Source organism: Nocardia sp. NPDC003269, assembly GCF_042888005.1.
Taxonomy (GTDB): Bacteria; Actinomycetota; Actinomycetes; order Mycobacteriales; family Mycobacteriaceae; genus Nocardia.
The window spans coordinates 246,301-273,294 of the sequence record NZ_JBIAPA010000003.1; the positions used below are offsets into that span (position 1 = coordinate 246,301).

Consider the following 26,994-nt stretch of genomic DNA (forward strand, 5'->3'; position numbering starts at 1 on the left):
ACGAGCGCGCCCGCGTTCGGCTACGAACCCGGTCGCTGTGCGGCGGGCTGGAACAGCTCGATGAGATTGCCCGCGGGGTCGGCGATCAGGACCTGCCGTCCGCCCGGGCCGGTCACCGGGTCGCTGCGGAAATCGACGCCCGCGCTGTGGAGCCGGGCGATCTCGGCATCGAGGTCGGCGACGAGGAGATGGATCCGGTTGCCGCCCGGCCCGGCCAGGTCGGCTGGGGTGGCGCGGGCACCGGAACTCGCCGGACCGGACAGCAGGAGCCGCAGGGGACCTCGCACGACATCGGCGAAGGCGGGTGTGGCATCGATGCGCAGGGTGAAGCCGAAGTGCCCGGTGTAGAAGTCGATCGCTGCCGCGACGTCGTCGACGAGGTAGCGGACGGCGGCCAGGTCGGTGGATGTGGTCATGGCGCACTGCCTTTCGGGTGGGCGGTGAGGGTGGGCAGGAGGTGGCGGACCCGGGTGTCGATCTCGGTCGCGGTGGACAGGAACAGGGGATAGGGGTCCTCGTCGGCGCGGTGCCGCGCGGCCGGGTCCGGAATGCTCCAGTGGATGTGTCGCGGGTGGTTCGGGAAATCGGGACAGTTCTCGCGAGCCTTGTCGCACAGGGTGATCACGGCATCGAACCGCTGATCACTCAGTTCGTCCAGCGGCCGGGGTACGCGGCCGCCGACATCGATGCCGAACTCGTCGCGCAGCACGCGCACGGTGTCGGGATGCAGCGCCGGTTTCAGCCGGGTTCCGGCGCTGAGTGCCGTCACGCGGTCCTCGCCGCGGTGCCGAAGCAGGGCTTCGGCGATCACCGAGCGGGCGCTGTTGCCGGTGCAGACGAACAGCACCGTCGACGCCGCGCGCGGTTCGACCGACGGCGCGCCCTGGTGCATCCGCAGCGCCGGATGCAGCGCGGGGCCCGCGCCGGCGATCAGGTCGGCGCAGCGGTCCAGGTCCAGGTGGTTGTAGGTATCGCGGCCGTCGTGGCTGCTGCGCGTCGCCGTGACCAGCCCGCCGTCGCGGAGCAATCGCAGGTGGTAGGAGACCAGGTTCTGCGGTTCGCCGAGCCGCGTCACCAGTTCGCGCACGCGCAGGTCGCCACCGGCCAGCTCGGTGAGCAACTGCCATCGCAGGGGATGAGCGGCCAGCTGAACGAATGGGGGAACCGTTCGGCGGGGCGAGGTCACCCTTCCAGGCTAGCACCGAATACATCAAATGAGTTTGATGGAATTGCGTCCCGTCTCGGCGTCGCGTTCCGGCCCGGCGTGTAAGACTGGCGGCGTGAGCGGGCCGGTGAAAGAACCTTCGGTGCAAGAACCCAGAGTGACGGCGTCGAACGGAAAGTCGTTGCGCGACCGAGGGGAGGTGATCGGCGGCGGGCTGCTGTGGCTGGCGAAGTGGTCGCTGTGCATCGTGGCGATCGCGGCGGGGGCGTGGGTGCTCGGTTCGGTCGCCGCCCGGCTGTGGGTGGTGATTCTGCCCGTCGCCCTGGCGATCGTGGTCGCCACGATCCTGTGGCCGCTGACCCGGTGGCTGACCCGGCACCGGTGGCCGCCCGCGCTGGCCGCGTCGACGACGCTGCTGGGGTTTCTCGCGCTGGTCGCCGGCGTCGTCGCGCTGATCGTGCCGTCGGTGGCCGACCAGGCCCCCGAACTCGTCGACAAGTCCACCGAGGGCGTCAATCAGGTCCGTGACTGGATCCAGGGCCCGCCGTTGCAGATCCGCGACGAGCAACTCGATTCCGCGGTCGAGGCCATCGTGGCGCGGCTGCAGTCCAGCGGCGCGCAGATCGCCAACGGGGTGTTCACCGGCGTCTCCACCGCGACCTCGTTCCTGATCACCGTGTTCCTGGTGCTGGTCTTGGTGTTCTTCTTCTTGAAGGACGGGCCCCGGCTGCTGCCGTGGATGCACGGGGTGTTCGGCAGCCGCAGCGGTCGCCACGTCGAGGCCGTCCTGGAACGGGTGTGGGCGACCCTGGGCGGATTCATCCGGACCCAGGCCGTCGTCAGCATGGTCGACGCCCTCTGCATCGGTACCGCGCTGTTCATCCTCGATGTCCCGCTCGCGCTGGTGCTGTCGGTGATCACCTTCATCGGCGGATTCGTGCCCATGGTCGGCGCGTTCGTCGCCGGTGCGCTCGCGGTGCTCGTCGCGCTGGTCGGCAACGGGTTCACCACCGCGGTGATCGTCCTCGGCATCGTCATCGCGGTGCAGCAGCTGGAAGGCAATGTGCTGCAACCGGTGCTGCAGAGCCGCAGCATGGAGCTGCACGCCGTGATCGTGCTGCTCGCGGTGACCGCGGGCGGCTCGCTCTACGGCATCACCGGCGCGTTCCTCGCGGTGCCGGTCGTGGCGATGGTCGCGGTGGTCATCCGGTACATCGGCGAGCAGATCGATGCCGCCACCGGAGCGTCACCGGCGGAGCCGGACGAGTCGGACAGCGAGGAGTCGGTGGTGCCCGACCCCGCCGTCTGACCGAACTCGACGACGATCACGTCGGGCCGCCGCGCGACACCACGTCGACAGGGTTCACCTCGGCCACGGCCTGGACTACCGTGAAGATGGCGCCGCTGTGTCGTGGTCGCGGCGGGAAGTACCTCGTCGAATCCCTGCGAAGGAGGCGGGCGGTGGGCAGGCACGCGGACGTTCTCACGGTCGGTGTCGAAGAGGAATTCCTGTTGACCGACCCCGGCACCGGGGCGCCGGCCCCGAAGAACCGCCAGGTCGCCGCCACCGCGCAGCGGGCCGGGATCGACCTGCAGCTCGAGCTGACGCGGTGCCAGGTGGAAACCAGCAGCCGGGTGCACTCCGATATCGGCGAACTGCTGGGGGAGCTGCGCGCGTCCCGGCGCCGGGTCGCCGAGTGCGCGGCCGAGCACGATGCCCGGTTGCTCGCGGTCGCGATCCCGCCGACCGTTCCCGAGCGGTTTCCGGTGACCGATACCCCGCGCTACGAGCGGATCGCGCGCACGTTCGGGATGCTCGCCCGCGAGCAGGGACTGTGTGGTTGCCACGTCCACGTCGGCGTGCCGGACCGCGAGACCGCGGTGCTCGTCGGCAACTACGTGCGGCCCTGGCTGCCGGTCCTGCTCGCCACGACGGCAAACTCGGCGATCTACCGCGGCAGCGAGACCGGGTACGCGAGCTGGCGCAGCATCCTGTGGCGGCGCTGGCCCAGCGCCGGCCCGCCGCCGTACTTCACCTCGCTCGACGATTACGAGGCGATCGTGGCGATGATGCGGGCCAGCGGCAGCATCCTGGACAACAAGATGGTCTATTGGGACATCCGGCCCTCGGAATCGTTCCCGACCGTGGAAGTCCGGGTCAGCGATATCCCGGCCACCGCGGCGGAATCCGCGCTGCTGGCGGCATTGATCCGGGGGATCGTGAGCTCGGGGCTGCGGTCGATCGCCCGGCGGGAAGCGGCGCTCGCGGTGTCGGGCGAGGTACTGCGGGCCGCCTACTGGAACGCCGCGCATTCCGGCCTGGACGGCGACGGCCTCGACATGGCCGACAGCCGGGTGGTCCCGCACCGGGACCTGCTGCGACGCCTCGTCGAGCACATCGAGCCGGCACTCGTCGACAGCGGTGACCACGATTTCGTCGTCGCGGCGATCGACGCGTTGATCGGCCGGGGCAACGGTGCGCGCCGCCAGCTCGAGGCCTTCCGCGCCCGGCGCGACATTGCCGACGTGGTGGCCGAATCCGCGCGGGCGACGCTGGACGGGTGCTGAGGCGGATCCGGCGCCGTTGTTTGTCCCGGCGTGACCCGGGTACCGCCGCGGTGGGTCCCCAAGACGGCCCACGGCCACCGTCGTGGCCGAGCGAACGTCGAAAGGAATGCCGCGATGAGCTTTGCGGACAAGGCGAAGAACAAGGCCGAGGAATTGGCGGGTAAGGCCAAGGAGGCCGCCGGCAAGGCCACCGACGACCGGGACCTGGAGAACGAGGGTCGCGCGGATCAGACCAAGTCCGACCTGAAGAACGCCGGCGAGAAGGTCAAGGACGCCTTCCGGAACTGACACCCGTCCGCGGGGCACCGAGCACGATCGCCGGTGCCCCGCGGGCGCTCGCCGTTTTGCCGAAACCGCAATTTCGCGTGCCAGATCGCGGCGGGTATGGCGAGACTCGAGGGCGACGCGGGCCGACGCTCGCGACGGAAGGAGACCCCCGTGCCGACGCCGCGCCGCACCCGCCGCAGGGATACCCCACCGCCCCGGACCGGCAGCGGCGAGGCCGAGGTGCTGCGCGGCTTCCTCGACTATCTGCGGACATCGGTCGCCGCGAAGGTCGAGGGCGCGCCGGAGCCGCAGGCGCGCACCGCCGCCGTGCCGTCGGGCACGAATCTGCTCGGCGTGCTCGCACATCTGACCTTCGTCGAACGCGCGATGTTCCTCGGGGACACCGTGACCGACTGGCAGGCCACCTTCCGGGTCGCTCCCGAGGACAGTGTGGGTGACATCGTCGCCCGCTACCGGTCCGCGGTCGAGCGCGCGAACGACATCCTCGACGGCTGTACCGATCTCGGCGCACCGATTCCGCGGCCCGGGCGCCCCGCGCCCAGTGTCCGCTGGGCGCTCACGCACATGATCGAGGAGACCGGCAGGCACGCGGGCCATGCCGACATCCTGCGCGAATTGATCGACGGCAGCACCGGCCGTTGAGGTCGCGCGCGGGAATTCCCTTCGGCGGGATTCTATTTCCCATCATCGCTGGTCACCGCCGCAGTTCCGGGTCTCGAATGTGGTCGGGAACCCGCGTATCCGCGTGACCCGGGTCGACAATTCCGGGCAAGGAACAGGGCCGACCGATGTCGGGTAGTTCGCGGACTCGATGTCGACCGTCGGCATCGACGTGACAGCGCCGCGCGACACCTCGCCCGCTGATCACGAACGGAACGGCCCGCATGAGTCTCGAATTCCTCTGGTACATCCCGAATCAGGTCGTCCCCGGCCACCGGGGTGAGCCGGTCACCGCCGACCACAACAGCCTCGACACGCTGACCGCGCACGCCGAGGCGCTGGAGGCCAACGGCTGGAAGGGCGCCCTGCTCGGCACCGGCTGGGGCCGCCCGGACACCCTCACCGTGGCCGCGGCGCTGGCCGCGCGGACCCGCACCTTCGAACCGCTCATCGCGATCCGTCCCGGGTACTGGCGGCCGGCGAACTTCGCTTCCGCCGCCGCCACTCTCGACCATCTCACCGGTGGCCGGGTGCGGGTGAACATCGTCTCCGGGCAGGACGACCTGGCCGCCTACGGCGACAGCGAGGGCGATCAGGCGCACCGCTACGCCCGCACCAGGGAGTTCCTGCAGCTGGTCCGCAAGCTGTGGACCGAGGAGAACGTCACCTACCGGGGCGAGCACTTCCAGGTCACCGATTCCACGGTGACGCCGCGCATCGTGCCCCGCGGCGAGCGTCGCCACCCGACGCTGTACTTCGGCGGCGCCTCGGCGGCCGCCGAACGCGTCGCCGCCACCGAGGCCGACGTGCAACTGTTCTGGGGCGAACCCCTCGACGGCGTCCGGGAACGGATCGAACGTCTGCGCGCGTTGAGCGCCGAACTCGGCCGCGAGCACGCGCCGCTGGAATTCGGGCTGCGGATCACCACCTTCGTCCGTGACACCACCGAGCAGGCCTGGGCCGACGCCGAGGCCAGGGTCGCGGAGATGGCGGCGAATCACGTTGGCGCACCGCAGGAGCCGCGGCGCCGGACCGCGGTCGGGCAGCAGCGGTTGCTCGACCTGGCCGCCCGGGGCGAGGTGCTCGACGACAATCTCTACACCGCGCCGGGCACCTACGGTGGCGGCGGCGCGGGCACAACCTGGCTCGTCGGCTCCGCCGAGGACGTCGCCAAATCGCTGCGCAAGTACCGCGATCTGGGCATCACCCACTTCGTGCTGTCGGATACCCCGTACCTGCGGGAGATCGAACGCCAGGGCGCTCAGCTGCTGCCGTTGCTCGGGGACTGAGCACGGACAGCGCCGCGTCGCAGGGACATTCGCGGCGCGGTTCGGTGCCCCTCGCCGTGCTCAGCGGGTCGGTCGGGGACCGGTGATGGAGGCACGCTCGACGACTCGGCGCTGGGGCCAGTAGTCGCTGGCGGCGTAGTGCTGCACGGCGCGGTTGTCCCAGAACGCGACCGTGTCGGGACGCCACGTCAACCGGACCTGGTGCTCGGGGTAGTCGGCCTGGCGGGCGAGACGATCGATCAGGGCGCGGCTGCGGTCTTCGTCGTAGCCGACGATGCGGTCGGTGAAGATGCGGTTCACGTACAGGTGCTTGCGGCCGGTCGCGGCGTGGGTGGCGACCACCGGGTGGCGCACCGACGGATTCCGCTGGCGCATCTCGGCCTGCTGCTCGGGGGTGGCGCGGAAGCCGAAGGCGCGGGTGAAGTCGTGGATCGCGTCGAGGCCGTCGATCTCGGCGCGGGTGTCGGCGTCGAGCGACTCGTAGGCGGCGTACATGTCGGCGAACAGGGTGTCGCCGCCGATCGCCGGTACCTCGACCGCGTGCAGGACCGCGCCGAGCGAGGGGTGCTCGCGCCAGGTGACGTCGTGGTGCCAGGCGTTCTCCACCCCGACCATCTGGGAGTCCTTCTCGAAGCGGACCAGCTCGGGCTGGTCGGCGCTGGCCGCCAGCGCGGGATGGATCTCCAGCTCGCCGAAGCGCCGCGCGAACGCGACGTGCTGGGCGGGGGTCAGCGGCTGGTCGCGGAAGAACAGCACCTTGTAGTCGTGCAGCGCCCGGCGCAGTTCGTCGACGACCTCGGCCGACTGGGCGACGGTGAGGTCGATGCCGCTGATCTCCGCGCCGAGGGTCGCGCCGACCTGCTCGGCGTCGAAGTGCCGCCACCGCAGGGCCGAGAGCCGCTCGCGTTCGGCCCGCAGGTGGGAGAAGGGTCCGACGGTGATCGAGTACCCCGGCAGGGGGAACGGCCGCACGGCCGGCTCGTCGTGGTTCTGCGGCGCCGCGACTGCGGTGGCTTCGGACATCCGGATCTCCCTTGCTCATGTAGTCGACCGACTACAGTGCGGATACGGCTACCGTAGTCGCATGACTACAGGGCCGAGGACGGATCGAATCGCGGAGATTCCAACTCCCACCGGCCGAGAGGCCGTGCGCGCGGCCGTCATCGAGCACGCGGCCGAACTGTTCGCCGAGCGCGGCCCGGCCGCCACCTCGGTGCGCGATATCGCCGAACGCGCCGGGGTCAACCACGGGCTGGTGTTCCGGCACTTCGGCGCCAAGGAGAACCTCGTCGCCGCCGTGCTCGACCACCTGGGCGACCTGCACGGACCCGCCACCGACCTCAGCGGAACGGGTCCGGTCGATCCGGCCACCCGCCTGCACCTGACCGTGCTGGCGCGCTGCCTCCTGGACGGCTACCCGGTCGGTCGCCTCCAGCAGCGCTTCCCGATCATGGCGGCCCTCGTCGACCGAGCCGCGGCCGCGGGCGCCGACGACCGGTCCGCCGCTCTCGCCGCCGCCAACGCGGCCGCCCTGCTGGTCGGCTGGGAAATGTTCGGGCCGTTCCTGCGCGCCGCGACCGGCCTGCAGGACGTGCCGGACGCCGAGTTGCGCCGCGACGCCACCGCCAGGGCCACCCGGATCCTCGACGGCGACGCCTGATCGCGAACGACCTGCGGCCGGACCGCTACCGGTCGCTCACTCGGGCCACCGCCCGGACCGGGGCACCGTCGGCCCCGCTGAGTCGCAGTGGGAACAGCGAGATCTCGATCGAGCCGCCCACGGTGAGTAGCCGGTCCAGTCCGGTGAGGTTCTCGGCGATGACGGCGTGCGCGCCGCACAGGATCCGGTGCGCGGGAAGGGTGAGATCGTCGGCCTCGGACGGGTCGATGCTGGGTGCGTCGATGCCGACGGTCCGGATTCCCTTGTCCACCAACCACTGTGCGGCATCCGGGTGCAGGTAGGGGTGGCCTAGATAGTCGGCGGTGCCCCAGCGGGACGACCAGCCGGTGACTATCAGCACCACCGCACCCGGAACCGGATCGATGGCGAACAGCTCGACGCCGATCGCGCCGCGCGCGGGCACGGAACGGGCATCCACGAGGTGCGCGGGCCCGGTGAACCGTTCCAGCGGCAGCTCGTCCAGGGTGGGCAGGCGGTCGTCGAGGTGAGCCGGTGCGTCGACGTGGGTCCCGGATTGCGATCCGAGGTGCACGCGCAGCACGTTCACCCCGTCGTCGGCGACCCGGAGGGCGGGTTCCAGCAGGACTTCCGGGTCGCCGGGGAACACCGGCATGCCGGTGTGGATCGGCTGGGTCAGGTCGATCAGGCGCACACCCGCAGCTTACGAACCGGTCCGGCGCCGCGCGGATGCGGCGCGCGGCGAATAATCGTTAGCCCTCCACATCATCGCCGGATAGCCTGGTGAGACCACCGAGGAGCTCTGGGGAGGAGCGAAACGATGTGGAACTGGGGAAAATCCATCGCTGAACACGCGGCCGCGGCCGCCTGGACGACCTGGCCGCCCGCCGACATCCGACCGACCGTGGTGGACCCGCCGGCGTGGGGACGGGAGGCCGGTGTCGCCGGTCCGAACGCGGACGAGTGAACGGCCGACCCTCGGGTCGGCCGTTCTTCACCTGCGCTGTCCGGGCTTTCGGCCCGGATCGGCCAGGCCCGCACCGGTGACGAGGGGAAGGTCCAGCGTGGTGCGGATGCCCGGCGGCGCGGCGATGACGGCGGGGATCGCGTTGACCACCCGCATCGCCGTGCCGACGAGACTGGCGTGGTTGTGGTCGCCGTGGTCGCTGAACATCGCCAGGTCCAGGGTGTAGTGCGGCTCGCCGGTGATCTCGACGCGGTAGGACCCGCCGCTACGGGCGGGCTGAGGCCACTCGGGTGCGAGGTCGGCCCGCAGCCGGGTGACGTGTTCGAGCACGGTGACGGGCCGGTCCCCGACCATGCCGCGGACCTCGAACCGCAGGGCCGCCGCGGTACCGGCGGGGATGGTGCCCGACGAGATCTCGAAGGTCTCCGGCGCGGGCAGGCGCTCGTAATGCTCGGTGACGCTGCCGAGCTCGAGGTCCAGACCGGCGGCGAGCTGGCGCACCACGCTGCCCCATGCCAGCGAGAGCACGCCGGGCTGCAACAGCAGGGGCGTCTGGTGCATGGGCCTGCCGAAGCCCATGATGTCGAACATGACGGCGGGATTGTCGTAAGTCGAGTAATCGACGATCTCGAGGCAGCGCACCTGTTCGACGTAGTGGCAGGTGCCCAGCAGGGCCAGCGGCAGCAGGTCGTTGGCGAAACCCGGGTCGATGCCGTTGACGAACAGGCAGGAATTGCCCTGCGCCGCCGCCTGTTCCACCGGGTCCAGCAGGTCCGCGGGCAGCACCTGCCACGGGTACTGGAGGAAGACGGGCGCGCTGGCCACCACATTGATCCCGGCGGCGAGCAGTTCGCGCAGGTCGGCCAGCGCCTCCATCAGCCGGTTGTCGGTCATGGCGGTGTAGACGACGCAATCGGGCCGCAGCGCCAGGATCTCAGCGGTGTCGGTGGTGGCGAGTACGCCGGTGGGCGTGGGTGATCCGGCGAGTTCGGCGGCGTCGCGACCGGCCTTGTCGGGACCGGAGACGCGCACGCCGACCAGGTCGAAGCGGGGGTCGGCCAGCACTCCCGCCAGGGCGTGGCGCCCGACATTGCCGGTGCCCCAATGGACTACGCGGTGAACCATGGTGTCGTCCTCACAGATCCGGCAGGGGGATGGTCAGATTCGGCGCGATGAGCCCGCCGTCGACCTCGAGCACCTTCCCGGTGAGGAAGGCGCCCGCGGGCGAGGCGAGGAACAGCGCGGCCGCGGCGATGTCGGTGGGCTCGCCGAGGCGCCCCAGCGGTGTCGCCTGTTCCATCGCCGTGCGCATCTGGTCGTTGCCCGCGACGATGTCGAGCGCCGAGGTCAGGATCGAGCCGGGGGCGATCGCGTTGACCCGGATCCGTGGGCTGAGATCCATGGCGGCACTGCGGGTGTAGTGCGCGAGGGCGGCTTTGGCGGTGGCGTAGGCGGCGAACGCGCGGCCCGGTAGCCTGCCCATGGTCGAGGTGATGTTGACGATCGATCCGCCGCCCGCGGTCTCGAGCATCTTCGGCACCGCGGCCCGCACCAGGGCGTGCGCCGTTCCGACATTGAAGGCGAAGGCCTCGGTGAGATCGTCGGGGGAGGTGTCGAGCAACGGTCGCGGCAGTGCCCCGCCCACATTGTTGACGACGATGTCCAGGCGACCGAACCGCGCGGTCGCGGCGTCGGCCAGCGCGGTGACGGCGTCCGGGTCGGCCAGGTCGGCGACCACGACGTGCGCGCGCCGACCCGCCGCCTCGACCTGATCGGCGACCCGCCGCAGGTCGGCCTCGGTGCGCGCGGCGATCACCACGTCGGCACCGGCCTCGGCGAATCCGGTGGCGATCGCGGCGCCGAGGCCGCGTCCCGCTCCCGTGACAACGGCTACCCGGTCGTCCAGACGGAACTGGTCGAGGATCATGAGCACCTCTCGTGCGTCGAATATTCGACTAATATGTGGCGAATAGTCGAAGCAGTGTAGGGCGGGTCACATCCGCAGACAAGGGGTGTCATGCCGGAATCCGCGTCGCCGCCGACCCGCCGGGTCATCGAGGTGATGGAACTGCTGACGCGCGGCGACCGGGCGTTGACCGCCTCGGAGATCGCGTCGGCGCTCTCGCTCGCCCGTGCCACGGTCACCGCGGTACTCACCGAACTCACCGACGCCGGATGGGTACGCCGCGACCGCGACCGGCGCTTCGGTCCCGGCCCCGCGCTCGCCGCGCTGTCCGTCGCGGACGCCGAGATCCCGGCCGCGACGGTGAGCGCCGAGCTACGGGCGATGGCGGTGGCCGCGCAGTGCGGCGTGACACTGAGCCGCATCGCCGACGGACGGCTCACCGTGGTGGCCAAGGAGTACGCGCGGGGCGCGCGCATCGTGCCGGGACTGGCGGTCGGACAATCCATTCCGCTGTCCTACCCGGCGGGCGCGGCGGTGATGCCGTGGCGCGGGGACGCCGAACGCCGCGCGTGGTCGGCCGCGGCGACCGGTCCGGCCCGGCGGGGGGCACCCGCGCTGCTGCGGTTCGTCACCACCCACGGCTGCGCGATCTTCGGGCCGGACTCCGCCGACGCGGGTCTGGTGGAGGTGCTCGCCGAGCTGCTCGGCGCGGTCGGCGGCGAGGTGGTCCAGCCGGAACTCCGCGCCCGGGTGCTGCGGCAGCTGGCCCGCCTGACCGCGCGCCCCTACCGGGAAGCCGACCTCGCCGACGAGCACCCGCTGCCCGTCAGCTATCTGTCGGCGCCGGTGCTCACCGGCGCCGGCGCGCCCTACGAGGTCCAGATCGGCCCGCTGCGATCGACGGTGCGCCGGGCCGAGCGCGAACGGTACGTCGACACGATCCGCGCTGGTGCCGAGGCGCTGTCGGTGGCGCTCGCGCGGCGCGGATGACGGCCGCGCGGACGCATTCGTCCCGCTGAGGCCGGGCGCGGCTGATTACCGACGTCGATCGTGGCTATGCCCCCTGTGTAGGGCCTTCGCGGCGCACGGATGCGACAGGAACGAGAGTGATCATGGACCTGCGAACGACGATCGTGACGACCGCGCTGATCCTGGCCGCGCTGGGCGGGGCGACGGGATGCGCGGAGCTGGAGAAAGCGGTCAACAAGGGCGGTGACACCCGGTGCAGTGAGTACCTCGCCCAGGACTCGGCGAAGAAGCACACCACGGTGACGAAGCTGCTCGAGGAAGAGGGCCGCGGGAACGCGGCGGCGGACCAGAACGATGTCGACCTGGCGGTCGCCGCGATCAACCTGATGTGCGGCGTGGAGGCGAATCCGGATACGCCGATCCGGGACGCGGATCTGTCCGGGGTGCTGGTCCCGAAGTGAGGACCGCGCGAACAGTCCCACTCGGCGGTCACCCGATGTCGTCCCGGCGCGGTTCCGTGGGACGGTGAGGGGTCGAGAACAGTCCATCCAGGAGGTCACCGGGCATGCGGGGAATCAACCACATCGTCTTGTTCGTCGCGGATCTGCCGCGCAGCATCGCGTTCTACGAGGACGTGCTCGGATTCGAGCGGCTCGCCGAGGGGTTCCCCGGCGGCGCCTTCCTGCGTCACCCCGGCTCGGCCAACGACCACGATCTCGGGCTCTTCCAGGCCAGGACGCGCGGTGCGGGACAGGGCTCGGTCGGGCTGTATCACGTCGCGTGGGAAGTGGATACGTTGGCGGAGCTGGCCGCGGTCCGCGACGCCCTGGCCGCCGCGGACGCGCTGACCGGCGCGAGCGATCACGGGTCGACCAAGGCGCTCTACGCGCGAGACCCCGACGGCATCGAGTTCGAGGTGTGCTGGCTGGTGCCCGACGCGCACGTGGAAGACGCGCTGGCGCCCGGCACCTCCCTGACCGCGCCGCTGGATATCGACGCCCAGATCCGCCGGTACGGCGCCGACACCCCGGGCGGTCCGCGCACCGACCCGCAGGTGTGGGCCCGGGTCGCGGCGCGGCGGGCCGCCCTATCCTGACCGGATTCGGCCCACTGAGTGGGAGGAATTTCTTACACCGTCAGGTCGAACGTGGTTACTGTCGAAGCCATTCGACGACGTGAGGGATCCATGACACAGACGACCGGGGACATCGGCGCACTGCTGCGACGCGTGCAGGTGATGGAGGACAAATGGCAGATCCTCGAGCTGATCGCCGCCTATGGTCCCGCGGTGGACAGCGGAGCCGCCGACGCCACGGCCGCACTGTGGTCCGAAGACGGTGAGTACGACGTCGATTCGGGGATGCTGCGCGGGCGCGCGGAACTGCGCGCGATGGTCGGCGGCGCACCGCATCAGGGCTTCATCACCAACGGCTCGGCGCACCTGCTCGGCCTGCCGCACATCGAGGTCGACGGGGACCGCGCGGTGGCCATCGGCCATTCGCAGCTGGTGCTGAAGGTGCCGGGCACGACCGCGGACTTCCGGGTCGCGCGGATCACCGCGAACCGCTGGGAACTGGTCAAGGCCGACGGGCGCTGGCAGGTGGAGCGCCGGGTGGCCCGGCTGCTGGACGGCAGGCCGGAGGCGCGCGAGCTGCTCGGCGGCGTCGGCACCGGATCCGAACGGAGCTGAGCATCATCATGGATCTCGACAAGTACGGACCCTGGGCGGTGATCGCGGGCGGATCGGAAGGAGTCGGCGCCGAATTCGCCGAGCAGCTCGCCCGCGCCGGCACACATCTGGTGCTGCTGGCGCGCAAGGAAGAACCGCTGCTGGCGACCGCCGAGGTCTGCCGCGCTCACGGCGTCGAGGTGCGGACCCTGTCGGTCGATCTGCTCGCCCCGGACGCGCTCGACCGCATCGCGGCCCTCACCGAGGACCTGACCGTGGGCCTGCTCGTCTACAACGCGGGCGCCAACACCTACGGCCACGAGTTCGTGACCGGTGACCTCGACCGATTCCGCGCGGTGATCGACCTCAACATCACCGCCCAGCTGCGGCTGGTCCAGCACTTCGGCGCGCCCATGCGCGAGCGGCGGCGCGGCGGGATCCTGCTGGTCGGCTCGCTCAGCGGCTATCTGGGGTCGGCGCAGATCAGCGTCTACGCGGCCGCCAAGGCGTTCCTGCGGACCTTCGCCGAGGGTCTGTGGCTGGAGATGCGCGACTTCGACGTCGATGTCCTGCACCTGGTACTCGGTGTGACCCGCACCCCGGCCATGGCCCGGGCGGGCCTGCGGATGGACCGCCCCGGCCTGCGGGTCTCCGAACCACGCGAGGTCGCCGCGCAAGGGCTGGCGAGCCTGCCGAACGGACCCGTGGTCGTGGTGACTGAGTTCGCCGCGATCGCCGAGCGCAACAGCGGAACCGACCGGGCCGAGCTGCTGCTGGCGGCGAGCGCCGGGGCGCGCAAGCTCCTGCCGCCGCCGGGTGCTCGGGAGGCGGCGCGATGAGGATCGGGATCGACACCCCGGTGGTCACCCGGGTGCCCGGCGCGCACAGCCCGTGGGAGGAGTCGGCGGGCATCGCCGAACTGGCGCGGATCGCCGTCGCCGCCGACCGGCTCGGTTTCCATCACCTCACGTGCAGCGAACACGTCGCGGTGCCGACCGCCGTCGCGGCGGTGCGTGGCGCGACGTACTGGGATCCGCTGGCCACCCTGGGCTACCTGGCCGCGCGGACCGAACGGATCCGGCTGGCCACCAAGGTGCTCGTCCTCGGCTATCACCATCCGCTCGAGATCGCCAAGCGCTACGGCACGCTCGATGTCGTGAGCGGTGGACGGCTGGTCCTCGGCCTGGGGGTCGGCTCCCTCCAGGAGGAATTCGAGCTCCTCGACGTGCCGTTCGACGACCGTGGCGCCCGTGCCGACGCCGCCCTGGTCGCGCTGCGAGCCGCGCTGTCGCAGCGCGTCCCGCACCACGACGGCCCGTATCACCGGTTCTCGGACCTGGTGGTCGAACCGCACGCCGTCCAGGAATCGGTCCCGCTGTGGATCGGTGGCCGCACGGCCCGGTCGCTGCGGCGCGCGCTGGACCTGGCCGACGGCTGGGTCCCGTTCGGGCTGACCTTCGACGAGATCGGCACACTGCTCGCCCGCCGCGAGCCGCCCGCCGGCTTCGAGGTCGTGCTCTCGGCCGGATCCCTGGACCCGCTCGGAAACCCCACGGGGACAAGGAAGAAGCTCGCGGCGGCGACCCGCGCGGGCGCGACGGTGATCGGGGCCGCGCTGACCGCGACCTCGGCCGAGCACTACTGCGATCAGCTCGGCGCGCTGGCCGACATCCGTGACGAGGAGTCCGGGGCGGTGCCGGTTCCCGGCAGGTGACCGTCCATCCACCGCAGCATCCGATCGACCGAGTCGGCGCAGTCGTCACCCGCGCCGGACTCGGCCCACTCGATCAGCGCGGCGAAGGTCGCGGACTGGTAGGCGGTCGCGAGCGCCCGGCAGATGGCGGCGGGGGAGCCGGGTAGCCGGCGGGCGAGATAGCCCGACAGCGTATCGATCCAGGGCTGGTAGATCCGGGGCGCGGTCGCGGCGAGCTCGGGTTCGGAGGAGATCAGCCGCAGCCAATCCGGCGCGAGCTCGTGGATCCGCGGGTCGCGCGACACCGATTCGACGATCGCCGTGCGGACCACCAGCGCGGGCGGCGCGTCTTCGGCCGCGCCGGTGAGCGCGTCGCGCAGCCGGTCCGTGGCAGGCGCGACCCCCAGCCAGGCGATCTCGGACCGGGAGGAGAAGTGCCGCAACAGGGTTCGCGCGCTGATCCCGGTGGCCTCGGCGAGGTCGTTCCAGCTCGTCGTGGCGAAACCGCGTTCGGTCCACAGGCGCAGCGCACCCACGGAGACGGCCCGGGTGTCCAGCACCGACGGGCGGCCGGGGCGGCGGGCAGAGGGCGGCGTCACGGCGAAAGCCAACCAGTTTTGGCGAGGTGTGTCAATATTGCGGTCGACCACGAGTCACCTCATCGAACAGGAGTAACTGGTATGGAATTCGTCAATGCGTCCGCGATCGTCACCGGCGGCGCGTCGGGTCTGGGCTTGGCGACCGTGCGGGAACTGCACGCGCAGGGCGCCAAGGTCGTCATCGTCGACCTGCCGTCGTCCAACGGTGCGACCATCGCCAAGGAGCTGGGCGAGGGCGCGGCCTTCGCGGCAGCGGACGTGACCGACGAATCGGCGGTGTCCGCGGCCCTCGACGTCGCCGAATCGCTGGCGCCGCTGCGGATCGCGGTGAACTGCGCGGGCATCGGCAACGCGATCAAGACGGTCGGCAAGAAGGGCGCGTTCCCGCTCGCCGACTTCACCAAGGTGATCAACGTCAACCTGGTCGGCACGTTCAACGTGATCCGGCTGGCCGCCGAGCGCATGGCGGCCACCGAGCCGGTCGGCGAGGAGCGGGGCGTCATCGTCAACACCGCCTCCGTCGCCGCCTACGACGGCCAGATCGGCCAGGCCGCCTACTCCGCGTCCAAGGGCGGCATCGTCGGCCTGACCCTGCCGGTCGCGCGTGATCTGGCGGGCTTCAAGATCCGGGTCGTCACCATCGCGCCCGGTCTGTTCCGGACTCCGCTGTTCGAGACGCTGCCCGAGGAGGCGCTGCAGTCGCTCGGCGCGCAGGTGCCGCACCCCTCGCGCCTTGGCCAGCCCACCGAGTTCGCCGCGCTGGCCCGGCACATCGTGGAGAACCCCATGCTCAACGGCGAGACCATCCGCCTCGACGGCGCGATCCGCATGGCGCCGCGCTGATCCGATCGGCACCATGACCACCGGCCGGGCACTGTGCCCGGCCGGTGGTCGTCTGTCCGGGTCCGGTGCCGTGACCGGCTACCGCATCCCACCCCGGCCATCCGGGACAATTGGGACATTTCACTCGTTCCATCGGTGCTACTCGTTCGTCCTCCCCGCCGCCGCCGGCCCTTGATTTGATACTGGCGCCCGACGCGCAGACCAGCGTCGGCAGCGCACAGCTCGACATCGTGGCGACACGATCCGGGGAGCGGAGGACGGCTTGCTGGAAATACGGAACATCACCGTCCGATTCGGTGGCGTGACCGCCCTGGACGGAGTGAGCTTCGACGTCGGGGAGTCGGAGATGCTCGGGTTGATCGGCCCGAACGGCGCCGGCAAGACCACACTGTTCAACTGCCTGACCGGCCGCGGCAAGCCCGACGCCGGCACGGTCACCTATCGCGGAATCGATGTGCTGCGGAAGCGTCCCGACGAGCTGACCGGGCTGGGAATCGCCCGCACGTTCCAGAATCTCGGCCTGTTCGAGCACATGACGGTGCGCGAGAACGTCCTGGTCGGCGCGCACCACCGGGCGACGTCGGGATTCGGCGCGGCGGCGCTGTGGCTGCCCGGGGTCCGGCGCGAGGAGACCCGGCTCGTCGCCGACGTGGACGAGGTCCTCGAACGCCTGGATCTGCTGGACGTCGCCGACCACCCGGCGGCCGGACTCCCGTTCGGCACACTCAAGCGGATCGAGCTGGCCAGGGCACTGGCCTGCCGGCCGCGGCTGCTGATGCTGGACGAGCCGGTCAACGGCCTCAGCCACGGCGAGGTCTTCGAGTTCGCCGCGCTCGTCCGCGCCGTGCACGCCGAGTTCGCCCTGACCGTCATCGTGGTCGAGCACCACATGGGATTCGTGATGGGCCTGTGCGATCGGGTGGTGTGCCTGGACTTCGGCCGGGTGATCGCCGAGGGCACGCCCGCACAGGTGCAACGGCATCCCGAGGTCGTCGCCGCCTACCTGGGGACCCCGGCATGAGCGAGTTCCTCGTCGTCGACGGCGTGTGCGCCGGATACGGTGCGGCGCAGGTGCTGCACGAGGTGAGTGTGTCGGTGGCCCAGGGTGAGGTGTGCGCGATCCTCGGCCCGAACGGCGCGGGCAAGACCACCCTGCTGCGGACCGCGAGCGGGATGGTGCGGGCGCGCGCGGGCAGCGTGCGCGTGGACGGGGTGGTGCTGGGCCGATCGACGCCGGAATCGGTGGCGCGGCTCGGCGTCGCGCACGTGCCGCAGGGGCGGGGCACCTTCGCGCCGCTGACGGTCGCCGAGAATCTGCGCGCCGGGGCGTTCACCCGCCGCGACACCGCCGCGATCCGCGCCGACCTGGACAAGGTCTTCGGCTACTTCCCGATCCTGAAAGACAAACTGCGGCAGCAGGCGGGCGGCCTGTCCGGTGGTCAGCAGCAGATGCTGGCGCTCGGCCGCGCGCTGATGATGCGGCCGCGCCTGCTGCTGCTCGACGAGCCCTCACTCGGGTTGTCACCGTTGGTGACCCAGGAGCTGTTCGCCATCATCGCCGCCGTCAACGAAGCCGACGGCACCACCGTCGTGGTGGTCGAACAGAACGCGCATCTCGCGCTGGCCATCGCCGATCGGGCCCATGTGCTGGAGACGGGCCGGGTGGTGCTGTCGGGCACTCCGGCCCAGATCGACGCCGACGACCACATCGCTCGTTCCTACCTCGGATATCAGGCCTGACCCATGCATGGATTTCTCGAACAACTCCTCGGCGGTCTCACCGCGGGCGCGATCTACGCGAGCCTGGCGCTGGGACTGGTCCTCATCTACCGATTCACCGGCGTCGCGAACTTCGCCCAGGGCGAGCTGGCCATGTTCTCGGCGTTCCTCGCCTGGCAGTTCGGCCAGAGCGGAATGCCGTTGTGGCTGGCCATGTTCACCGCCCTCGCGGTCTCCTTCGCCGGCGGCCTGCTCATCGAACGGGTGGTGATCCGCCCGGTCGAGGGCGCACCCGAACTGACGCTGGTGATCGTCACCGTCGGCCTGTACTTCTTCGTCAATGCCGCCGCGGGCTGGATCTGGTCGTTCCAGCTGCACACCTTTCCGAGCCCGTTCCCCGCGGGCGCGATCGGCACCGGCGGGGTGAGCGCGAGCTATCAGAGTCTCGGCGTGCTCGCGGTGGTCGGCCTGGTGATGGTGGCGCTGTTCGCGCTGTTCCGGTTCACCAAGATCGGGCTGGCGATGCGGGCGGTGGCCGCGAACCCGGAATCGGCCCGGCTGAACGGGATTCGCGTCGGCGTCGTACTCGCCCTCGGCTGGGGCCTGGCGGCCCTGGTCGGCGCGGTCTCGGGCATCCTCGCCGCACCGATGCTGTTCCTGGAACCGAACATGATGGGCGGCGTCCTCATCTACGCCTTCGCCGCGGCGACGCTGGGTGGTTTCGACTCCCCGGTCGGCGCGGTCGCCGGTGGCCTGATCGTCGGTGTCAGCGAGACACTGGCGGGCGCCTATATCGACGCGATCGGCACCGAGCTCAAGATCGCCGTGCCGCTGCTGATCATCATCACCGTCCTGCTGGTGCGCCCGCAGGGTCTCTTCGGAACCCAGGCGGTGCAGCGAGTATGAGCGACACCGCACTGCACGACGCCGCGCCCGCCGCCGAACCCGGTGGGACGCCACCCGCACCGCGTGCGCGCCTGGTCGCCTTCGTGACCGCGCACCGGACCGCGCTCGTCCTCACGGCACTGGCCGTGGCGGTCTGCGTGGCACCGTTCCAGCTGGCGCCGTTCTACACCTTCCAGCTCTCGATGGTGATGGTCTACGCGATCGCGCTGCTCGGGCTGAACCTCCTCGTCGGTTACACCGGGCAGATCTCGCTGGGGCACGGCGCCTTCTTCGGCGCCGGTGCGTATGTGGCCGCCGGGATGATGTACCACTGGGACGCACCGTACCTCGCCGCTCTCCCGGCGGCCGCCGCGGTGACCTTCCTGTTCGGTGTCGCGGTGGGCATCCCGGCGCTGCGCTTGCACGGGCTGTACCTGGCCCTGGTGACGCTGGCGATCGCGGTCTTCCTGGTGCCGCTGCTGAAGCGATTCGATGCGGTCACCGGCGGATCCATGGGCTTGACCGTCACCAAGCCGAGCGCCCCGGCGTGGACGGGTCTGGCCGAGGACCAGTGGCTGTACTTCCTGGCGGCGGCCACGGCGGCACTGAGCTTCGCGGCGGTGGCCGGGCTGCTGCGATCACGCGTCGGCCGGGCGCTGCGGGCGATCCGCGACAACGAGATCGTCGCCGAGATGATGGGCGTCCGGCTCGCGGTCTACAAGACCCTCGCCTTCGCCTGGAGCGCCATGCTGGCCGGGATCGCGGGCTGCGTCTACACCTGGGTGATCGCCTATGTGTCACCGGATTCGTTCACCGTCGCCCTGTCGATCACGCTGCTCGCCGGCATCGTCGTCGGCGGTCTCGGGTCGCTGTGGGGCGCGGTGCTCGGTGCCGCGTTCGTCATGTTCGTGCCGAGCCTGGCCCAGGACGTCAACGACGCCGCACCCGGGGTGATCTTCGGCATCGTCGTCATCGGCCTGATGTATCTCGCACCCACCGGACTGGCCGGACTCCTCGCCCGGCTCCCTCGTCACCTCCTCACCCTGCTTGCTCGGAAAGGCGTAAGACCATGAGAACCAAGGTATTCCGGGTCGCCGGTGTCACGGCGGCGGCGATGCTCGCCCTCACCGCGTGTGGTGGTCGCGGCGACACGGCGACGACGGCGGGCGGTGACTGCCAGGGGCAGCAGACCGTCGGCATCACCGACACCACCATCAAACTCGGTGGGGTGTACCCGCTGTCGGGGCCCGCGTCGGCCTACGGCGAGGCGGGCAAGGCCGGGAAGGCCTACTTCGACTATCTCAACGCCGAGAAGGGCGGCATCAACGGGCGCAAGGTGGAGTACCTGGTGCGCGACGACGGCTACCAGCCGCCCAAGACCGTGGAGGAGACCCGCCGGCTGGTCGAGCAGGATCAGGTGTTCGCGGTCTTCCCGACGCTGGGCACGGCCACCTCGTCCGCGGTGTGGGACTACCTGAACCAGCGCAAGGTCCCGCAGGTGTTCGTCGCCGGCGGCGCCACGAAGTGGGGCTCGGATACCGCGCATCCGTGGACCATCGGCTGGCAGCCGAGCTACCGGTCCGAGGCGCGGGCCTACGCGAAGTACGTCCGGCAGGAACGGCCCGACGCGACCGTCGCGGTGCTCTATCAGAACGACGACTTCGGCAAGGACCTGCTCGACAACTTCCGCGCGGCGGTGGCGGGCAGCGGCGTGCGGATCGTGGCCGAGCAGAGCTACGAGGTCACCGACCCGACGGTGGAGCCGCAGGTGCGCAACCTGGCTGCCTCGAAAGCCGATGTGCTGCTGAACTTCTCGACCCCGAAGTTCACCGCGCAGGCCCTCGCCGCCGACGCGCGCACCGGCGACTGGAACCCGCTGCATGTCATCACCACCGTCTCCAACTCGGTGACCACGCTGAAGCCGGTCGGCGTCGAGAACATCCAGGGCGTGGTGTCGGCCGCCTACACCAAGGACCCCGCCGACCCCGCCCGCGACGCCGACCCGGCGATGCGGGACTACAAGGACAAGCTGGCCCGCTACGGCCAGGGCATCGACCCGACCAGCAACTACGCGATCATCGGCTGGACCAGTGCCGACAGCTTCGCCAAGACCATGGCCGCCGCCACCTGCCCGACCCGCGAGGGCCTGCGCGACTCCATGCGCAACCTCGACAACATCCCGATCGACCTGCTGCTCCCGGGAGTCTCGCTGAAGACCGGCAACGGCGACGCGTTCCCCATCGAGGCCCTCCAGATCCAGCGCCTGACCGGTGACCGCTGGAGCCTGGTCGGCTCCATCATCGACACCACCGGCTAGCACACCCCGACTGCTGGTCCCGTGCCGAGGCGCGGGACCAGCAGTCGTTTCCGCCCCGCACCGACGGGCCTGCGCTCGGCTGATCTCGGTGACCGAAAGGGGTTGTCCGAGTCCACGAGCCCTCCGTGGTGTGTGCGGGAGTCAGTCGTGGCGCACGGTCGGTCGGTCGAGGGGGATGGGGCCGCGGAACTGGCGGGCGACGGCGGTGAACCAGCCGAGGTGGTAGTGGGCGCCGTCGTCGCGGAATCGGGTGGGGAGTTCGTGCCAGCGCAGGCCGGGGTGGCGGTGGTGGACGTCGTGGAGGGTGAAGTTGAGGGTGCAGCGTTCGAGCAGGCGGGGCAGGCGCAGGTTCATCGCCTCGCGGGGTGCGTCGAGGTCGGTGCCGTAGTGGTAGGCGTTGTCCGAGAGCGAGATGACCAGGGCGCGAGCGGCGATCGCGGCGAGCAGCATCCAGCCGTGCGCGCCGTAGGCCAGGAAGGCCACCGCGTGGACGGCGACGATCGCGGCGGCGTCGGTGCGGAACCTGTCGAGCACGGCGGGCTGGGCGACCCGCTCGAGCAGGAGGCCACCGACCGACTCGGGGGCCTCCACCCGGCGGGCCAGCGCGCGGATCGTCCGCGCCGGCAGCACGGCGAGGAGCAGGGCGATGAGCTCGAGCAGATACAGGCCGCCGAGGAGTTGAAGGTAGTGGGACCGCGTGGCACGGAACCGGCTGGTCGTGGCGGGATCGTAGATCTCGGCCCGTTCGCGGACCCGGCTGTAGCGATGATGCAGCAGGTGACCGGCTTTCAGCAGCGCGAACGGTGATCCGTACACGGTGGCCAGCACCCGGCCCGCGCGATCGTTGCGTGCGCGGTCCCGCAGCAGTGTGCCGTGGATGGACTCGTGGATCAGCGACCAGAACGGGGTGGTGGTCAGTGCCAGCGGCACCAGGATCCAGCCCCAGGCCACGTTCCGTGGAAGCAGCAGTAGCGGGAGGATGAACAGCTGGGTCGAGCCGATGGCCATCGCCAGGGCGATGAGCCGGACGTTCACGAGGTCGCCGTCGGTGGATCTCGACGGGCGAGCCGGGCCGGGGGTGCGGGTTTCGGTCATGATGCAGCGTCACTCCGGGTAGATCAGGCAACTCCCGCAGCCGATCCTGCCATCGACGCGCGGTCCGCGACAGGGTGAAAGTACCGAGCGTCACATCTGTGTGATCGCCGTACCGGGAAGACGGGCGCTCGTCGACACCCGCTGTCCGAGGACCAGCGGGCGTCGACGCCCGGTCTCAGGCGTACGCGCCGTTCTCGATGTCCGCGAGCAAGGCGGGACCGGAACTCGTCCACGACAGCAGTTCCCGGGTGTGCGCGCTCGACGCCGACATGTCCATGCCGAAGAACCGGCCGACGAATCCGAAGTGCTCGGTGGCGTCCTCGGGTGGGATGGACACGACCGGCACATCGAGCATCCGCCCGATGGCGTCGGCGATGGCGCGGGTGGTGATCGCCTCCTCGGTGACGGCGTGCAGGACGGATCGGGCCGGTGCCGCTTCGAGCGCGAGCCGGACGAGCCGGGCGGCATCGCCGCGATGCACGGCCGCCCAGGCCGTGTCACCGTCACCGAGGTAGGCGGAGCGGCCATGCCGCCGGGCCGCCGCGACCAGACTCGCCACGAATCCGGTGTCGCCATGCCCGTGGACCGAGGGCGCGAATCGGCTGCTGATCACTCGCACGCCCCTGTCGGCGTACGCGAGCAGGAGGTTCTCGCTGCCACCGCGGGGTGAATCCGGGCCGACGGCGGGGGAGGGATCGCGCTCGGTTGCGGGGCGGCCCCGGGTCAGGCCGGAGAGTGCGGCGGCGAGGACGAACGGCCGGTCGCTGCCGGTCAGTGCCTCGGCCATCGCGGTGACCGCGGCGCGTTCGGTGCGGTTGGTTCCGGCCGGGTCGGCCCAGTCGTGCTTGTTGGCGAGATGGACGACGGCGTCCGCGGCCGCGGCGGCGGCGCGCAGGCCGTCGACGTCGTCGAGGTCGCCGCGCCGCGGCCGGGCGCCCTTGCGCGCGAGCACCTCCGCGGCGGTCTCGGAGCGGGCGAGGCCGCTGACGACGTGTCCGGTGGCGAGCAGGTGATCGACGACGGCCGAGCCGATCCATCCGGTCGCTCCGGTGATGAAGACATGCATGGTGGAACTCCTCGAGGGTTGCCCGCGGTTACGCGGACGGGGTAGAGGCGGTCGACTCGCGGCCGCAGAAGGGTGAAATTCAGAGCGGGAGGGCGGTTTCGCCGGTCCTACCGCTGCTCTCCGCGCCCGGAGACCAGGGACTGCGCGACCACCGCGCCGCCGAGAACCAGCACCGCCACGCCGATCACGCACAGCCCGGACTGGGTGCCCGAGACGAACGCGGTGAGGATGTCGTCGGCGCGATCGGGGGCGACGGCGAGTGCCTGGGCGACGGTGTGCGGTGCGTGCGCGGCGCGCAGGTCCGCGGGCAGCAGGTCGGAGAACCGTGCGGTGAGCACGGTGCCCACCGCGGCCACCCCGAGCGCGCTGCCGAATTCCCGGGTGGTGGCCTGGAGTCCGGCGCCGACACCGGCCTGTGCGGGCGGCAGCGATCCGGCGATGGCGGCCGAGAGCGTCGGGAGGGCCAGTGTCACACCGATTCCGGTGACGACGAGCCAGGCGGCATAGGCCGGATAGGGCGTGCTCGCGGTACAGGTCGACAACCCGAGCAGGCCACCACCGACGAACACGAACGCGAGCGCGATCGTCGCGTCCGCGCCGATGCGCCGCACCAGCCCGCCGACCCGGCGTGCGCCGACGATGATCGGCACGGTCAGCGCGACGATGCCCAGCCCGGTCCGCAGCACCCCGAACCCCTTGCCGTACTGCAGGAACGAGGCGTTCACATAGAACAGCGCGAACATGCCGAAGAAGATCGTCGTCATCCCCAGGCAGGCGCTGCGCAGCTCGGGCGAGCGGAACACGCGGGGATCCAGCAGTGGATGCTCGACCGACAGCTCGACGAACACCCACAGCGCGAACAGCACGACGGCACAGCCGAATCCGGCGATCACGACCGTGCTGCCCCACCCCGCCTCGGGCCCCTCGACGATGCCGACCAGCAGTGCCACCGAGGCTCCGACGAGCAAGGCCGTTCCCAGCGGATCGAGTCGCCGGTCGTGCCGCGGTGACACCGGCGCGAACAGGGCCACCAGCACCACGAGAACCAGCGCGATCGGCACCACCGCCACGAACAGCCACCGCCAGGATCCTCCGGACAGGATCGCCCCGCCGCCGACATTGCCGACGACACCACCGATGCCGGTCATCGACGCCCAGGTCGCGACGGTCGGGCCCCGGCGTTCGGCGGCGACGGCGTGCAGCAGCACCGCCAGCGTATTGGGCAGTACGGCGGCGGCGCCCACCCCGGTGAGCGCCCGGCCGAGGAGCAGGACCGCGATGTTCGGCGCGACGGCGGACAGCAGTGCACCGCTCGCGAACACCACCAGACCGGCGATCAGCACGCCCTTGCGGCCGAACCGATCTCCCGCCGCCCCACCGGGAATCACCAGGCAGGCGAACACGATCACATACGAGTCGACGATCCAGACCAGTGCCGACGCGGACGGGCGGAGGCCGCTCGACGCCAGCATCGGGACGGCGAGGTTGATCGCGGCCACCATGCCGACGACGAGGACGACGCAGGCGCACATGATCGCGAGGAGGGCGGGGCCCGAGGCCGGTGACGATGACGATTCCCGCGGCATCCGCTCGCGGGTGAGCACATTCCATTGCATGGGAAAAACGCTATGTGCCTGCTATTACTTCCTGCCACGCAACTTTGGCAAGAATACTTTGCGTAGGATGCAACTATGGCGGAGCAGCTCGATCTGAACCTGCTGCGGGTGTTCGACGCGCTGTTGCAGGACCACAGCGTCACCCTGGCGGCCGAACGGCTGCACCTGTCGATTCCCGCGACGAGTCGTGCGCTGAGCCGGTTGCGGCGAGCGATGAACGATCCGATCCTGGTCCGGGCGGGCCGGGGGATGACGCCGACCCCGTTCGCGCTGCGCACGGCGCCCCGCGTGCGCTCACTGCTCGACGAGGCGTCGGCGCTGATCAGCGCCGAGCGCGACATCGCCGCGGCGGATCTGCAGCGCACCTTCACGATTCGCATCAACGACGGCGTGGCCGCCACCCTGGCGACCACCGTGGTGGAGGCCACCGCGGCGCTGGCCCCGGGAGTGATCCTGCGGTTCGTCACCGAGGGCACCGAGAGCGTGGAGGCGTTACGCGACGGCTCCGTCGACCTGGACATCGGCGCCGGTGACGGCGCCGCACCCGATATCCGGACGGCGCCGCTGTACCGGGAACGACTCGTCGGCATCGTCCGCGCCGACAGCCCGCTGGGCAGGCACCGGCGCCCGACCCTGGCGCAGCTGTGTCGTCATCCGCACGTGTCGGCGTCCCGGCGCGGACGGACCAGGGGTCCGCTCGACGAGGTGCTCGAGGCCGCCGGGCTGCGCCGTCAGGTCGCCGCCGTGGTGCCCACCTCGGCGGTCGCCGCCCTGCTGGTGTCGTCGAGTCGCTACGTCGGCCTCGTTCCGCAGCGCCTCGCCGAGCAATACGGTCCGGCCCTCGGCATCCGCTGGTTCACGATGCCCGCGCCGCTGCCCGCGGTCGAGGTGCGGTTGTCGTGGCACGCCCGGCTCGACACCGATCCGGCGCAGCGCTGGCTGCGTGACACCATCCTCGGTGCCTTCGCGAGTGAGCCGGACTAGCGGCTCAGACGCACTGCGGGACCTCGGTGGCGAGGAAGTCGCGGATCGCGGCCCAGCTGGAGTCGCGGGCACCGGGACCGGCGATGATGCCCAGGTGGCTGCCGTCGACCTCGGCGAAGCGCACCGGCGCGCCGGTGAGCACCTCGGTCCCGGCCGCAACGGAGGCGGCCGAGGCGAGTTTGTCGCGGCGGCCGCCGATCAGCAGGACCGGAACGGTGATCGCGGCCAGCTCGATCGCGTGGTAAGGGCTCAGATGCACGGTGCCCTTCCACATCTCGTTGCGCACGATCAGCTGGCGATAGACCTGCCGGTAGAACCGGCCGGGATAGCCGGGCATCTCGTCCATGAACCGGTCGACGGCCTGCATACGCGCCAGCGCCTCCACATCACCGGCATTGCGGGCGATGTACCACGGTTTGGTGAGTTCACGATCGAGCGCCTGGGCCCGGAAGCCCAGCCGCACAGCCTGTTTCGGTATTCCGCCGACGAGCCGGACCGGCTCGGTGACGATCCGGCCCGAGGTCAGGCGGCCGACCGAGCGCGCGAGCGCCATCGGGCCGTTGCGGCGCTGATCGAACGGTGTGCCGACCGCGGTGAGCGAGGCGAGCGGCAGCCGGGGGTCGGCGGCCGCGGTGAGCAGGCTGATCGTGCCGCCGAAGGACCAGCCGATCACGTCGACCGGGGCGTGCGCGTGCGCCGCGCTGACCCGGCGGACGGCGGTGGGCACGATGTCGTCGACCCATTCCTCGAAACCCAGGTTCCGGTCGGCGTAGCCGATCTCGCCGTAGTCGAGGACGTAGACGTCGCGCCCCATCTCCAGCAGATACTCGACCAGGCTCTGGCCGGGCCGCAGGTCGTAGCAGGAAATGGTCACCGCCAGCGGCGGGACCAGCAGAACGGGGTTGCCGGTGCTCTCGGTGCTGCGGCGATAGCGCCGCAACCGCCGGTGCGGATGGTCGTAGACGACCTCCGACGGCGTCGGAACATACGGCTCGATTCCGGGGCCGAGCAGCGCGCCCACATTGCGCACGGCGTTGTCCCAGCTGACCATCACATA

At 70.9% G+C, this 26,994-nt stretch carries 30 protein-coding genes; 19 read left to right on the forward strand and 11 right to left on the reverse strand.

Features of this window, described 5'->3' with window-relative positions:
* Positions 1-20 precede the first annotated feature (20 nt).
* Entirely contained in the window at positions 21-416 is a 396-nt protein-coding gene (locus ACFYWJ_RS21105; protein WP_355272490.1) for a VOC family protein, read from the reverse strand.
* The gene (locus ACFYWJ_RS21110; RefSeq protein WP_355272489.1) at positions 413-1,186 is read right to left on the reverse strand and encodes a MarR family transcriptional regulator; all 774 of its coding nucleotides are present in this window, start codon (positions 1,184-1,186) and stop codon (positions 413-415) included. The genes ACFYWJ_RS21105 and ACFYWJ_RS21110 overlap by 4 nt, the downstream gene beginning before the upstream one ends.
* Before the next feature lie 178 nt (positions 1,187-1,364).
* Between ACFYWJ_RS21110 and ACFYWJ_RS21115 the strand changes: the two genes are divergently transcribed.
* From ACFYWJ_RS21115 to ACFYWJ_RS21135, 5 genes are all read left to right on the forward strand, one after another.
* Positions 1,365-2,474, forward strand: coding sequence for an AI-2E family transporter (locus ACFYWJ_RS21115; protein ID WP_387162253.1), 1,110 nt, complete (start codon positions 1,365-1,367; stop codon positions 2,472-2,474).
* A 152-nt stretch (positions 2,475-2,626) separates the two neighbouring features.
* The gene (locus ACFYWJ_RS21120; protein WP_355272487.1) at positions 2,627-3,733 is read left to right on the forward strand and encodes a glutamate--cysteine ligase; all 1,107 of its coding nucleotides are present in this window, start codon (positions 2,627-2,629) and stop codon (positions 3,731-3,733) included.
* Positions 3,734-3,847: 114 nt separating this feature from the next.
* Positions 3,848-4,021 (forward strand): CsbD family protein, encoded by a 174-nt coding sequence (locus ACFYWJ_RS21125; protein ID WP_355272486.1) that lies wholly within the window; start codon positions 3,848-3,850, stop codon positions 4,019-4,021.
* Between the two features lie 150 nt (positions 4,022-4,171).
* Positions 4,172-4,663, forward strand: a complete 492-nt coding sequence (locus tag ACFYWJ_RS21130; protein ID WP_355272482.1) for a DinB family protein — start codon at positions 4,172-4,174, stop codon at positions 4,661-4,663.
* A 242-nt stretch (positions 4,664-4,905) separates the two neighbouring features.
* On the forward strand, positions 4,906-5,970 hold the full coding sequence (locus tag ACFYWJ_RS21135; RefSeq protein ID WP_355272481.1) for an LLM class flavin-dependent oxidoreductase: 1,065 nt from the start codon (positions 4,906-4,908) through the stop codon (positions 5,968-5,970).
* Positions 5,971-6,030: 60 nt separating this feature from the next.
* Here ACFYWJ_RS21135 and ACFYWJ_RS21140 read toward each other — a convergent pair whose 3' ends face one another.
* Positions 6,031-6,993, reverse strand: a complete 963-nt coding sequence (locus ACFYWJ_RS21140; protein WP_355272479.1) for a TauD/TfdA family dioxygenase — start codon at positions 6,991-6,993, stop codon at positions 6,031-6,033.
* Positions 6,994-7,054: 61 nt separating this feature from the next.
* Between ACFYWJ_RS21140 and ACFYWJ_RS21145 the strand changes: the two genes are divergently transcribed.
* Positions 7,055-7,630, forward strand: a complete 576-nt coding sequence (locus ACFYWJ_RS21145) for a helix-turn-helix domain-containing protein (RefSeq protein WP_355272477.1) — start codon at positions 7,055-7,057, stop codon at positions 7,628-7,630.
* 25 nt (positions 7,631-7,655) lie between these two features.
* Here the strand turns inward: ACFYWJ_RS21145 and ACFYWJ_RS21150 are convergent, their stop codons facing one another.
* The 3 genes from ACFYWJ_RS21150 to ACFYWJ_RS21160 all read right to left on the reverse strand — a co-directional run bounded on the left by ACFYWJ_RS21150 (position 7,656) and on the right by ACFYWJ_RS21160 (position 10,503).
* Positions 7,656-8,303: a cyclase family protein gene (locus tag ACFYWJ_RS21150; protein ID WP_355272475.1), complete on the reverse strand. Its 648-nt coding sequence runs from the start codon at positions 8,301-8,303 to the stop codon at positions 7,656-7,658.
* A gap of 300 nt (positions 8,304-8,603) precedes the next feature.
* Positions 8,604-9,701: a diacylglycerol kinase gene (locus ACFYWJ_RS21155; protein ID WP_355272474.1), complete on the reverse strand. Its 1,098-nt coding sequence runs from the start codon at positions 9,699-9,701 to the stop codon at positions 8,604-8,606.
* Positions 9,702-9,711: 10 nt separating this feature from the next.
* Positions 9,712-10,503 (reverse strand): SDR family oxidoreductase, encoded by a 792-nt coding sequence (locus ACFYWJ_RS21160; RefSeq protein ID WP_355272472.1) that lies wholly within the window; start codon positions 10,501-10,503, stop codon positions 9,712-9,714.
* A gap of 90 nt (positions 10,504-10,593) precedes the next feature.
* Here ACFYWJ_RS21160 and ACFYWJ_RS21165 point away from each other — a divergent pair, with 90 nt between their 5' ends.
* The 6 genes from ACFYWJ_RS21165 to ACFYWJ_RS21190 all read left to right on the forward strand — a co-directional run bounded on the left by ACFYWJ_RS21165 (position 10,594) and on the right by ACFYWJ_RS21190 (position 14,834).
* Positions 10,594-11,472: a helix-turn-helix domain-containing protein gene (locus ACFYWJ_RS21165; RefSeq protein ID WP_355272470.1), complete on the forward strand. Its 879-nt coding sequence runs from the start codon at positions 10,594-10,596 to the stop codon at positions 11,470-11,472.
* Between the two features lie 122 nt (positions 11,473-11,594).
* Positions 11,595-11,912, forward strand: a complete 318-nt coding sequence (locus tag ACFYWJ_RS21170; RefSeq protein WP_355272469.1) for a hypothetical protein — start codon at positions 11,595-11,597, stop codon at positions 11,910-11,912.
* 104 nt (positions 11,913-12,016) lie between these two features.
* On the forward strand, positions 12,017-12,547 hold the full coding sequence (locus ACFYWJ_RS21175) for a VOC family protein (RefSeq protein ID WP_355272467.1): 531 nt from the start codon (positions 12,017-12,019) through the stop codon (positions 12,545-12,547).
* Between the two features lie 90 nt (positions 12,548-12,637).
* On the forward strand, positions 12,638-13,141 hold the full coding sequence (locus ACFYWJ_RS21180) for a nuclear transport factor 2 family protein (protein WP_355272465.1): 504 nt from the start codon (positions 12,638-12,640) through the stop codon (positions 13,139-13,141).
* A gap of 5 nt (positions 13,142-13,146) precedes the next feature.
* Positions 13,147-13,959 (forward strand): SDR family NAD(P)-dependent oxidoreductase, encoded by an 813-nt coding sequence (locus ACFYWJ_RS21185; RefSeq protein WP_355273048.1) that lies wholly within the window; start codon positions 13,147-13,149, stop codon positions 13,957-13,959.
* A complete protein-coding gene (locus ACFYWJ_RS21190) occupies positions 13,956-14,834 on the forward strand; it encodes a TIGR03619 family F420-dependent LLM class oxidoreductase (protein WP_355272463.1) in 879 nt (292 codons plus the stop codon). The genes ACFYWJ_RS21185 and ACFYWJ_RS21190 overlap by 4 nt, the downstream gene beginning before the upstream one ends.
* Here the strand turns inward: ACFYWJ_RS21190 and ACFYWJ_RS21195 are convergent.
* A complete protein-coding gene (locus ACFYWJ_RS21195; protein WP_355272461.1) occupies positions 14,768-15,412 on the reverse strand; it encodes a TetR/AcrR family transcriptional regulator in 645 nt (214 codons plus the stop codon). The genes ACFYWJ_RS21190 and ACFYWJ_RS21195 overlap by 67 nt on opposite strands.
* Positions 15,413-15,493: 81 nt before the next feature.
* Between ACFYWJ_RS21195 and ACFYWJ_RS21200 the strand changes: the two genes are divergently transcribed.
* From ACFYWJ_RS21200 to ACFYWJ_RS21225, 6 genes are all read left to right on the forward strand, one after another.
* The gene (locus ACFYWJ_RS21200) at positions 15,494-16,255 is read left to right on the forward strand and encodes a 3-hydroxyacyl-CoA dehydrogenase (RefSeq protein ID WP_355272460.1); all 762 of its coding nucleotides are present in this window, start codon (positions 15,494-15,496) and stop codon (positions 16,253-16,255) included.
* Positions 16,256-16,517: 262 nt separating this feature from the next.
* Entirely contained in the window at positions 16,518-17,276 is a 759-nt protein-coding gene (locus ACFYWJ_RS21205; RefSeq protein WP_355272458.1) for an ABC transporter ATP-binding protein, read from the forward strand.
* Positions 17,273-17,995, forward strand: a complete 723-nt coding sequence (locus ACFYWJ_RS21210; protein ID WP_355272456.1) for an ABC transporter ATP-binding protein — start codon at positions 17,273-17,275, stop codon at positions 17,993-17,995. The genes ACFYWJ_RS21205 and ACFYWJ_RS21210 overlap by 4 nt, the downstream gene beginning before the upstream one ends.
* Before the next feature lie 3 nt (positions 17,996-17,998).
* On the forward strand, positions 17,999-18,880 hold the full coding sequence (locus tag ACFYWJ_RS21215) for a branched-chain amino acid ABC transporter permease (protein WP_355272454.1): 882 nt from the start codon (positions 17,999-18,001) through the stop codon (positions 18,878-18,880).
* Positions 18,877-19,932, forward strand: coding sequence for a branched-chain amino acid ABC transporter permease (locus tag ACFYWJ_RS21220; RefSeq protein WP_355272452.1), 1,056 nt, complete (start codon positions 18,877-18,879; stop codon positions 19,930-19,932). The genes ACFYWJ_RS21215 and ACFYWJ_RS21220 overlap by 4 nt, the downstream gene beginning before the upstream one ends.
* Entirely contained in the window at positions 19,929-21,176 is a 1,248-nt protein-coding gene (locus ACFYWJ_RS21225) for an ABC transporter substrate-binding protein (protein ID WP_355272451.1), read from the forward strand. Before ACFYWJ_RS21220 ends, ACFYWJ_RS21225 begins: the two co-directional genes overlap by 4 nt.
* Before the next feature lie 141 nt (positions 21,177-21,317).
* Here ACFYWJ_RS21225 and ACFYWJ_RS21230 read toward each other — a convergent pair whose 3' ends face one another.
* The 3 genes from ACFYWJ_RS21230 to ACFYWJ_RS21240 form a co-directional block, all read right to left on the reverse strand.
* Entirely contained in the window at positions 21,318-22,271 is a 954-nt protein-coding gene (locus ACFYWJ_RS21230) for a fatty acid desaturase (RefSeq protein WP_355272449.1), read from the reverse strand.
* 175 nt (positions 22,272-22,446) lie between these two features.
* The gene (locus ACFYWJ_RS21235) at positions 22,447-23,337 is read right to left on the reverse strand and encodes an SDR family oxidoreductase (protein WP_355272448.1); all 891 of its coding nucleotides are present in this window, start codon (positions 23,335-23,337) and stop codon (positions 22,447-22,449) included.
* Between the two features lie 107 nt (positions 23,338-23,444).
* Positions 23,445-24,953 carry an MFS transporter gene (locus tag ACFYWJ_RS21240; protein ID WP_355272446.1) on the reverse strand — a complete coding sequence of 503 codons (1,509 nt, stop codon included), beginning with the start codon at positions 24,951-24,953 and terminating at the stop codon, positions 23,445-23,447.
* 75 nt (positions 24,954-25,028) lie between these two features.
* On the opposite strand from ACFYWJ_RS21240, the gene ACFYWJ_RS21245 reads away from it, so the two are divergent.
* A complete protein-coding gene (locus ACFYWJ_RS21245; protein ID WP_355272444.1) occupies positions 25,029-25,937 on the forward strand; it encodes a LysR family transcriptional regulator in 909 nt (302 codons plus the stop codon).
* A 4-nt stretch (positions 25,938-25,941) separates the two neighbouring features.
* On the opposite strand, the gene ACFYWJ_RS21250 is transcribed toward ACFYWJ_RS21245, so the two are convergent.
* The gene (locus tag ACFYWJ_RS21250; RefSeq protein ID WP_355272443.1) at positions 25,942-26,988 is read right to left on the reverse strand and encodes an alpha/beta fold hydrolase; all 1,047 of its coding nucleotides are present in this window, start codon (positions 26,986-26,988) and stop codon (positions 25,942-25,944) included.
* Positions 26,989-26,994 lie beyond the last annotated feature (6 nt).